Consider the following 11,001-nt stretch of genomic DNA (forward strand, 5'->3'; position numbering starts at 1 on the left):
TTTGTATTAAATCTGTCTTAAGATCTAACTAAAAGCTTTGAATATTGATAATTAAATAAAGATTTATCTTTTACCTTGTTAGAAGTTTTATAATAATTTCTAACTCCTAAAATTGGTACAAACACCTCAACATAGAATGTTAATATGCCAGCTAATGACATTGCAATTAGAAACATATTTTGTGATAGACACATTAAAACAAGTGGAGGCAAGTAAGTGCAAATTAGAACTTTAAGATAAGCATTTTGCCCTAAAGCATCTTTTAGTGCATCAATTACACCTATTGAGATACAGCAGAAAGATCCTATCATTGATATTAACTGAAAAGCACTTAACATATTGCTAATAGTGTATGACTGAGTAAAAAAGCTAATACTATTATTAAAAGCTATAAGTTGATTTTTACTGTTATAAATACTTAGCATTCCATGACTACCTTCTGTAGGTATTGTAAAGAATATTGCTAAGATCCATGCTAGGTAAATAAAAGCTATTAATGTTGTACTAAAGATAAGTAAATATACAAATGCTTTAAATGAAATACGCTGATTATAAAATTTTACTAAGCTTGGGATAATAAAGTGGTAACCAAAGGCATTAAATAGTACAAATAAGAATGATAATGCTCCTATTGATTCAATAGGGTAACCATCAACATTTATAGAGACTTTTTTTGTTGTATAAAAGATCAAAAATATAGCAATTATAATAAGAGATAATTTAGTTATTACAAATATGACATTACTCTTGATTACGAATCTAGAGTTATATGTTGTAATACCACCGAGTATAAAGATGAGAATTACTCCAGATAATAAATAACTAAGATTACTATTTTGTGAGAAATATGAGCTTATTGACGAACTAATTCCAGATATATAAGTAGTTAGTGATAAGTATAAGATTAATAAATAGCTGCCAAAAACACTAACCTTAGCACCTTTGAAATTTAGGAACTTAGTTGATAAAGAATAGTATGTGTTATGTTTAACAGGCATGTTATATGAGATTTTTAATATACATAATCCTGTAAATGTCATTATTAACCATACTAAACATATTGCTAATAAGCTTCCTATAAAACCTAAGTTAACAGCGGCTATAGGTAGACCTATGATACCTCCACCAATAGTTGAACCAATAATTAAAAATATACCTATAAACTTCTTCATATTTCATTTATTTGAATAATTATTCTAATATGGTAATTTAAAAATCATAATATTGGAATGTTTTTATGATTAAAATGTATTATTTAATGAATAAAAATTCAAACATATGTGTCTGTAAGTTTTTTATATGCTTGTTTATTAGCTTGGTGATTATTCTATTTATTAAACTATTAGGAAAGTGATAATATTCTTATAGCTAGATATCATAGATGTCTGATTTTGATTTGTTAAAAGATCTTTTATTATCTTTGAGGCAAGTTGATAGTCTTTAGGAGAGTTATATGGATTTTGATGTCGTAATTATTGGGTTTGGATTAATTGGTAGTAGTATTGCTTATCACCTAAATAAATCATCTTCACAAAAAATAGCTGTAATAGAACAAGCTTCAGATTATGTTCCAACTAAATCAAGTATTGGAGGATCAAGGATAGGTGGACGTTCTATAGGTTCAGAGTGTAATGAGTATTATGAATTATTACCTGTTTCAAATAGTGAGTATAAAGAGTTAGCTAAGTATAATCCTAAGATTCATAAGCCTAATAACTGCATTGTTGTCGGTGAAGATAGTCAATTATTAAGAGAGATCGTATCTTCTTCTATAGAGAATAGTGTTGAGGTTGATATTATTCAGGGTAAACAGCAACAAATCATTGATCCTTATTTTAGACAGCTTCAATCATTGGAAAAAGCTATTATTGAGAAAAACAATTCTCAAAATATGTTAGGCATATTAAATCCTAGTGAAATAGTAAAAACTTACTATGATTTTCTTAAAGATGACTTGGAGTTTTTTTGGAATCACAGATTTATAAAACATAGCAAGAATAAAGAATTTATAGAGGTTGAAATAAAAAGCCAAGATGCTATAAAGACTATTGGAACAAAGAAGCTGGTGTATGCGACTAATGCTAATTCAGGTATTTTACAACAATATAATTTAACTCTATCTAGACAAAGAATACCTGTCTTCTACTACGAAGTGAAAAATTCAAATCCAAATAATACATATATAGAAGTAGTAAATAACCACTTTGAAATGTATGCGATGCCAGAGATTATTGATGGCAAATATTATATAAAAGCGGGTTTACATAATTGCCACTTATATGATAATGCTAGTTTAACAGATCAGGATTTCTCAGATAAAATTAGTAATATTTTAACGGAAAAAATTAAAAAGAATTTTCCAAATTTGGATATTAATTTTAAGCCAGATTTTGTTATGTGTGAATACGGTTTGACAAAAGATGGGCTGCCTTTAGTTGGTAAGGTTGATGATAATATTTGGGTAGCTGTTGGATTTAATGGTCATGGTTGTAAGCATGCTCCTGCTTTTGGAAAAATAATATCAAGTTATGTGTTGGATTCTAAAGATAAAAGATATTATAAAGTGTTTGATCCATTAAGATTTAACTAAAAAATATTAGTTGATAAATCATACAAACATAGTGTTGCTTCGTTTATATTAGGCACATGTTGCGCTGTAAAATAGCTAATTCCTTATGAGATTTATGCTAGTCTGTAAACTTAAGGTTTTAAAAAAATATTCAATATCTTTAGTCTTATTGATTTGCATTTGATATTACATAGGAGTTAATATGAGTGAAATTGTCGTGCCTAAAAAAGTTACCAATACAACTATAACTAAGGTAGCACTTATCTTTACAGTATGGGTTTTTAGCTTGTTTTGTGGAACTCTTTCCACATTCATTATGCAAGGATCAAACTACTTCCATGCATCATTAACATCGGCAGGGACCTTAGAGAGTTATCAGAACTTCACAGTTATTGGATTTTCTTTTATTGCGTTTTCATTTATTTTGAGACTCGGTTATAGAAAATCAATAATGACAATACTTTTGATAATGGTATTACTATCACTAATTACCCCTGTTATTAATTCATATTGGATAGTTAAACTTTTCTTGATTGGAACAGGAATTGTTCTAGTTGGTATGAAAGTTTGTATCTATGCATCTGCTGCAATTATCAGTAAAGAAGAGAATGAGCAGGCTGGTTTACTATCTTTACTAGAAGCTACTTGGATGATAGCAGGGATGGCAGGTATGTGGATAATAGCTTTCTTTATGTCTAATAGTGCTAATCATTGGTTAGACTTCTTATACTTATATGCAGTTATAGGTGTTATAAATATAATAGTTTGGATGTTTGTCCGAATAGATGAAAGCGCACTAGAGAAAGAAAAAGCAGCGCCTGTGAAAGAGCAAGTAAAAGATATCCTTAATATATGCAAAAGTAAGCTAGTAATTGCTGCGATAGTTATGATTTTTATTGGTAGCGTTTTAGATATGGGCTTTAGTGCTTGGTTACCAGGCTTTTATCAAGATGCTTTACATCTCTCACCAGCATTGAGTTTGAAAATAGCTAGCTTTAGTGGACTAGCAGCTTTTGGTGGCAGAATAATGGCATTTGTATTATTAAAATATATGAAGTGGCATAAGATGTTGTTGTGTTACTATATCGTAGGGTTAGTGTTTTTAGTCGTAGTATTATTTTCTATTCATGCTTCAGGTCATGAGATTACAGATCTTAGCGAGGTGTCTATTATGTCAATATTGCTGCCGATATTTGGTTTCTTTTATGCACCAACAACTCCAGTATTAAGTTCATCAATTTTAAGTAGAACTTCTAAAGAAAAGCAAGCTTTAGTAATGACAGTTGTTACAATAGTTTTTGCATTAGCATCAAGTGCTACAGCTAGAGGTATTGGCTATATGATGGATTCATTAGGTGGAGTTGAAGGATTCAAGGCTTCAACAATTATTCCATTAATTATATTAATAATATTGGTTATTCCTTATTATAAATTCTTACATAAAACAAAGGTTGATTAGATTATGAATGATTCGTTATACAGTTATGATAAAGCGAGTGGTAAGATCACTACAGATATCTATACATCTGATGAAATTGTAAATTTACTAGGCTCATCTCGTCCTGAAAACAAGTTATTTACATCAATGGCGGTTGATAATTTAGTAGATGAAGTAAAAGCTAAAGCAAAAGATAAAGAGTTAGCAAAGTTATTTGAAAACTGTTTTCCTAATACGCTTGATACAACAGTGCACTATGATGAAGATTTATCTTCTTCTCCTGATACATATGTTATTACAGGAGATATAGATGCAATGTGGCTAAGAGATTCTACTGCTCAAGTTACTCCATATATATCTCTTATAAATCAAGATGATAAGTTAAAGAGAATGATCGAAGGTGTTATTAATAGGCAGTCTAAATATATACTAATAGATCCTTATGCTAATGCGTTTAATAAAGCAGATGAAGGATCGCCATGGCAAGATGATTTTACTGATATGAAGCCAGAGTTACATGAGAGAAAGTGGGAGCTAGATTCTCTTTGTAGCCACATTAGATTGTCATATATGTATTATCAAAAAGCTGAAGACTCTCAGTTCTTCAAAGAAGGATGGCTTAACTCAGCAAAGCTAATATATAAAACATTTAAAGATCAGCAACGTAAAGATTCTGAGAAAGATTACTCTTTTCAAAGAGTTACTCCAGTTGCAACTGATACTTTAGCAGATAATGGCTTAGGCTACCCTGTTAATCCGGTTGGTTTAATAGCATCATCATTTAGACCATCTGATGATGCGACAATTTTACCATTTTTGATCCCTGCAAATTTTTATGCAGTTGAATCTTTAAGGCAGCTTGCTGAAATATCATCGCAAGTATATGGTGATTTTGAGTTTGCAACACAGTGTAAAACTTTAGCAGAAGAAGTTCAAAATGCTATATATGAATACGGTGTTGTAGAGCATAAAAAATTTGGCAAGATTTTTGCCTATGAAGTAGATGGTTATGGAAGTCATATCTTAATGGATGATGCAAATGTACCTAGTTTGATTTCATTGCCTTATTTAGGATGTTTAGATAAGAATGATGAACTATATCAAAATACTAGAAAATTTCTATTATCAAAAAATAACCCTTGGTATTTTAATGGTAAGGATCTTGCTGGTATCGGTAGTATTCATACTGGTAGGGGCTATGTATGGCCGATTGCTATAGTTATTCAAGCTCTAACTTCAAATGATGAGTTAGAAGTTAAGCAGTGTGTAGAATATCTAAAAAACTCTCATGCAGGCACATATTTTATGCATGAAGGGATAAATAAAGATAATCAATTTGACTATACTAGAAAATGGTTTGCTTGGGCAAATACTCTCTTTGGTGAATTGTTATATAATATCTGGAATCAAAAAGGATTTTAGAAGTTTTCTGTCTAGTTGTAACATCTTAATAAATTAAAAAATTTTTGTTAATTACAAAGACTAAAATAGATAGATTCTTTTATATGAGAATTTAAAAGGTTGTAATAATACTTTTAGTTAAGTTACTATGTAAATATCAATTACCTAATATTAATGGGTATGTGTCATGTTTTCACTAAGAAATAATATTAAAATATTATTGTTACTTTTTCCAACACTAAGTTTGTTTGCAAGTCAGCCTACAGATACTACAAATAAAGCTTTAGAAGCAAAGAAAATTATCTCTGCTCCTATTACAAAATTTCATAAAGCTCGTCTTGGTACAGATATTTTTGTAGGAAAAGGTAATACATCAGAGAAAAAAGCATTTGTTGAAATTGATACTGGGTCATCACGTCTAGTTCTTGAAAAACAGTATTTGACTAATTATCAAGCTACAGACAAAAAAGTTTCTGTAAATTACGGTTATGATCATTTAAAGTCAAAGCATACTGGTACACTTGTTTATTCTGATATCACATTTAATACACAGCCAAAAATAACTGCTAAACATGTGCCAATTATTATGGTTCCAAATGGTACGTTTAAAGGATATGCAGGAATCTTGGGTTTAAAAATGAGTACTCAAAATTCTCCATGGAACTATTTGCCTAGCCCTTATAATCAATTAATGATAATAGATGGTCAGAAACAAACTATATCTTTTGGAGCATCAACTAAAGAAATTCTAAGCAAATATACAACTTACAAAATAAAAAGTACTGTGAAATGCCATAATAGCGTTACTCCAAGATCTCCAATAGATAAAACTAAATGCTGGGATCCATATGTTCCAGTTAAATACACTATTATAGATAAAGATGGTAAAGTGATTTTTGATAAAACTATTCAGACATTATTTGATTCTGGAGGATATTACACACATATCTTATTACCAAAAATTCCTGAGCAGTTAAAGCAACATATAAACAAAGGCTTATTAGTAAATAGTAGCATTAAATCAGCTTTATTCACGTCATATAAATTTCAGATACCTATAACTACAGTAGTTAGAGCTTCTCAACAGCATAAATCTGAAGTTAATTCTGGGCATGCACTATTTTATGATAAGAGTGTTTTATTTGATTCTGCTAATGGTATTGTTGGCGTTAAGTAAACATGGAGAGGTATTTTGAAAAGAATAGAAACTGATAGCATAGGACAGATTGAGGTTGATAATAATTATTATTGGGGTGCCCAAACACAAAGATCGCTAAAATATTTTAGTATAGGTGATGATCTGATGCCTAAAGAAGTTATTAGAGCTATGGCAATTATTAAAAAAGCTGCAGCTTTGACTAATAGTGAGTTGGGTATATTACCTAAAGATAAAAGAGACATAATTATACAAGTAGCTGATGAGATAATTGATGGCAAACTTGATGATAATTTTCCATTACACGTATGGATGACTGGTAGTGGTACACAATCAAATATGAATGTTAATGAGGTGATCTCTAATAGGGCTATAGAGTTACTTGGAGGTAAGATGGGTAGTAAGGATCCTATACACCCCAATGATCATGTTAATATGTCGCAGTCCTCAAACGACTCTTTCCCAACAGCTATGTATATTGCTACAGCTTATGAGATAACTAATAAGTTGCTTCCTGCAGCTGAATATATGTACAAAGATTTAGAGCAAAAATCAAAAGAGTGGGATAGCATAGCTAAAATTGGTAGAACTCATATGCAAGATGCCGTACCTTTGACGTTGGGTCAGGAGTTTTCCGGTTATGCAGAGTTACTTAGAAAAAATATCAAAAATATTAAATACTCCTTAAAAGATGTCTACGAGCTTGCTTTAGGGGGTACCGCGGTTGGTACAGGATTAAATACTCCAAATGGTTTTGCTGAAACTGTAGCTAAACATATTGCTGAAATTACAGGTTTGCCATTTGTGACAGCACCAAATAAATTTGAAGTTCAAGGGTCTCATGATGCATTAGTGGCAGTTATGGAATGTCTAAAAACCTTAGCAAACTCGTTATTTAAGATTGCTAATGATATTCGTTTGCTTAGTTGTGGTCCTAGAGCAGGTTTCCATGAATTGTTAATTCCAGAGAATGAGCCTGGGTCATCGATAATGCCTGGCAAAGTAAATCCAACTCAATGTGAGGCTATGGCAATGGTTGCAGCTCAAGTTATGGGCTATGATGTATCTGTTGGAATTGGTGGTTCAGCAGGCTATCTTGAGATGAATGTATATAAGCCCTTAATTATTTTTAATATTATACAATCAGTTAAGATAATATCTGATAGCTGTGTTAACTTTACCAAATATTTGCTAGAAGATATGAAACCTAATAAAAGTAAAATTGATTTTTATTTGAAAAATTCGCTCATGTTAGTGACAGCTCTTAGTCCAGTTATTGGCTATGATAAAGCTTCTCAATTAGCTCATTATGCCGATGAGAATAATCTTTCTCTTGCAGAAGCAAATAAAGTTTTAAAATTGCTATCTGAAGATGAATTTAATAAGGTTGTTGATCCATACAAAATGACTAAAGGTGGTATTTAATGACGATTTTGTTACCTACTAGTCATTTTTAAACTATTAAAATATTATTTATCTATAAAATCTTGAAAACTTTATTAAGAAAATACAAACTAAGTCTAATAATTATATTTAACCAAAATCATCTTAGGTGAAATCCTAATGGAGATGTGAAGTGAGTTCTCAGTTTATACAGTATAATGACCCGAATAATGAAGTTCTTTACAAAAAATGTAAGCCTGTAACTGGTATAAAAGATATAAAGATACAAAATATTATTTCAGAAATGCATAAGAAAATGCAAGGTAATGGCATAGGTCTTGCAGCTAATCAAATTGGCTATGACTATCAAATATTTATGATTGAATTTGATAGTTCTAATTCAAGATATCCTCTAGATTTTGCAAGTGTACCATATCAAGTATTTATAAATCCTAAAATTATTAAAGCATCAAAGTAAAGGGTTAGTTTTTGGCATGGTTGTTTAAGTGCCTTAGGGGAGAAAAGAGGTAAGCTTGCAACATATAAAGAAATTGAGTATGAAGCATATAATCAATTCGGGGAAAAAATAATAGGAAAACTTGACTCAATTGCTGCAGTAATATTTCAACATGAGTTTAATCATTTGCTTGGTTCTGTATATGTGGATTTTGATACGCAGTATATGGATGCTGAAGAACTACAAACTAAGTTTGCAAATGGTGAACTTAAGCCATATGAAAATTGCGGTAATGATATTCCATTATTATTAGAAAAATATCAGATAGGAACAGATATATTATAGCTAGGCTTAAAATAAGAGTTTTATTTTGGTGCTTAAATACAGAAAAAAATATAAAAATTATTTAGAATTATTCTATGACGAATAATCAATTTATTTTTAATGAAAAAATCAATAATTAAAGTTTTCGGGTTATCTGTAGGTATATTTTTTTCTTTTAGTCATGGTTTTTCTAGTGATGTTAAAAGTCAAAATGCAACATATCTTGAAAACCTTCAGCAAGTAATACAGCAAGATATATCTCAACACCAAGGCCAGTATACATTAGGATCTGGAGCTGTAAATGATTTGATAGGTGGAATTACAGTGCCTAATCATACGAAAGTGACTAATACTGGCAATATAAGTTTTGAGACTAAAAATATTAATATTGCACTTACTCCCATTATTAAACAAGGTAACACAACTGGTTGGCAATGCTCTGATCTGAAGTCACAAGATAAGTGTAATAAGAATAGTTTTAGTAGCGAGGTGGAGTATGTTTAGAAAAAATAAAAAAAGAAAGAAAAAAATAGGTTTATCTATAGCTTTGTTATTTCCTTTTTTAGGCTACAGTAATGATTTAAGTCAAAATATTCAGCCAACAAACGATATTCTTAGAGTTGCTGTAATATCTAAAGATAATTATAAAGAAAACAAAGTAGCTTCCTCTGAAGCAAATTTAGAAGTTCCTAATGAAAAGCCATGTGTGGTTGAATTATATGATAATTTAGAATTTACAAATACTCAGCAAAAAGGTTTTAGCTATACTCCTCCTAAAAATTGTCCAGGCCCATGGTCAAAAGTTATTTTAGAAAATACTTTTGCGACTAAAAAAGGTGTGCAATATGATCGTACAGCATCTTTATGGTTGGATGGAGTAAACCTTTTCTTTGGAACTACTGCAGAAGTCAAAGGATCAAAATGGCAAACTCAAAGTGATATCACTGAGTATCAAAATCTTTTGATGAAAAATGGAAAAGGCTTTGTATTTTTGCCAAATGTGCTTACGCCTAAGCGTCCTGGGTATCCTGTAGGATCATCAAAACTATTATTTTATCCAAAAACTAAACAGGAAACTGTTCAGACATCTATTGCTGATAAAGTGATAGGTTTGGGTGGAACTGATAATTTTAAACCTGGTTATTTAGTGAACTCTAACTCTAGTTATAGTATTAAAGAAACTTTCCCAAGAAATATTACTAAAGCTTATTTAGATGTAACATTACAAAGTCAAAAGATCGATGAGCAGTGGTTCCAATGTGTACCAAGTAGCCTAGCTAAGAAATTAGGTACTTGTGGTAATGGAGCTTTTCGTGAAGGACAAGTCTATATTGATGGTCAATTAGTTGGAATTGTACCAATATTCCCTAAAATATATACTGGTGGTGTTGATCCTTACTTATGGCGTCCAACTCCTGCAATAGAGACATTAAATTTTGATCCATATAGAGTTAATCTAACTCCTTTTGCAAGTTTACTGTCAGATGGAGAGAGTCACACTATTAGCATAAAAGTATATAATGCTAATGATGGCTTTTCAGTTGCAGGAAACTTACTACTATATTTAGATAAGAGTCAAAGTGTGGTAAAAGGTGCTGTAACTAAGAATACTTTGGTAGATTCGCCGAATGTGATCTCAAATGAAAATTTTGATAAAAATGGGGGACGCTTTGTAACAGCGTCAACTAGATCTTTTACAACATCTGGCTATATTCTAGATCATAATGGTAAAAAAATAACAACAACAGTTAAAACATCTATAAACTTTAGTAATTTACAGAATTGGATAGTTTCTCCTAAAAAGTCAGAGCAGTTTATGAACCAATATACTAATATTGAGAATCAGTATATACAAAAAACTGCCAATGAAACAACTACTAGAAACGAGTATATCAGTTGGCCATTAAGTATTACTTTTGATAATAGCTTAGATTCTAAAGAAAAAAATACATGGTTTAACAATATCCATCAAGGCTATAACAAAACAGAATCAATTAATGAGTCGAAAGATCCAGTAACATATACTAGTAATATTGCTAGATACATTACAGGTATGAGTAAAACTGAGATTAATCCTATTAAAAATATGGTTATTGGTAATCTTAGTCAAAATGTAACTCAAAAATTTGATTATTCTAACTCTAATGGCGAACATATCCATCATACAGTTGATGTTGTTGATGGAAAAGTAACAGAATATAAAAGACTGTTGAATTAATATCCCAAATTGTTAGATATATTTTGTAAAATACAGATGTTACAGATATTAGTAT

8 protein-coding genes and 1 pseudogene are annotated in these 11,001 nt (G+C 30.5%); 8 read left to right on the forward strand and 1 reads right to left on the reverse strand.

The window, feature by feature from the left end:
* Positions 1-17 precede the first annotated feature (17 nt).
* Positions 18-1,172, reverse strand: a complete 1,155-nt coding sequence (locus R8535_RS06215; RefSeq protein WP_329497504.1) for an aromatic amino acid transport family protein — start codon at positions 1,170-1,172, stop codon at positions 18-20.
* A gap of 281 nt (positions 1,173-1,453) precedes the next feature.
* On the opposite strand from R8535_RS06215, the gene R8535_RS06220 reads away from it, so the two are divergent.
* The 8 genes and pseudogenes from R8535_RS06220 (at position 1,454) to R8535_RS06255 (ending at position 10,946) form a co-directional block, all read left to right on the forward strand.
* A complete protein-coding gene (locus tag R8535_RS06220) occupies positions 1,454-2,590 on the forward strand; it encodes an NAD(P)/FAD-dependent oxidoreductase (RefSeq protein ID WP_329497506.1) in 1,137 nt (378 codons plus the stop codon).
* A gap of 181 nt (positions 2,591-2,771) precedes the next feature.
* On the forward strand, positions 2,772-4,028 hold the full coding sequence (locus R8535_RS06225) for an MFS transporter (RefSeq protein ID WP_329497508.1): 1,257 nt from the start codon (positions 2,772-2,774) through the stop codon (positions 4,026-4,028).
* Between the two features lie 3 nt (positions 4,029-4,031).
* Positions 4,032-5,429: a glycoside hydrolase family 125 protein gene (locus tag R8535_RS06230; RefSeq protein ID WP_329497510.1), complete on the forward strand. Its 1,398-nt coding sequence runs from the start codon at positions 4,032-4,034 to the stop codon at positions 5,427-5,429.
* A gap of 166 nt (positions 5,430-5,595) precedes the next feature.
* On the forward strand, positions 5,596-6,585 hold the full coding sequence (locus R8535_RS06235) for a hypothetical protein (protein WP_329497512.1): 990 nt from the start codon (positions 5,596-5,598) through the stop codon (positions 6,583-6,585).
* A gap of 15 nt (positions 6,586-6,600) precedes the next feature.
* The gene (gene fumC, locus R8535_RS06240; protein WP_329497514.1) at positions 6,601-7,989 is read left to right on the forward strand and encodes a class II fumarate hydratase; all 1,389 of its coding nucleotides are present in this window, start codon (positions 6,601-6,603) and stop codon (positions 7,987-7,989) included.
* A 151-nt stretch (positions 7,990-8,140) separates the two neighbouring features.
* A pseudogene (locus R8535_RS06245) lies at positions 8,141-8,749 on the forward strand (peptide deformylase).
* A gap of 99 nt (positions 8,750-8,848) precedes the next feature.
* Positions 8,849-9,232, forward strand: coding sequence for a hypothetical protein (locus R8535_RS06250; RefSeq protein WP_329497516.1), 384 nt, complete (start codon positions 8,849-8,851; stop codon positions 9,230-9,232).
* Positions 9,225-10,946, forward strand: coding sequence for a peptide-N4-asparagine amidase (locus R8535_RS06255; RefSeq protein ID WP_329497518.1), 1,722 nt, complete (start codon positions 9,225-9,227; stop codon positions 10,944-10,946). Before R8535_RS06250 ends, R8535_RS06255 begins: the two co-directional genes overlap by 8 nt.
* Positions 10,947-11,001 lie beyond the last annotated feature (55 nt).

The organism is Francisella sp. 19S2-4 (assembly GCF_036281795.1).
Lineage (GTDB): Bacteria > Pseudomonadota > Gammaproteobacteria > Francisellales > Francisellaceae > Francisella.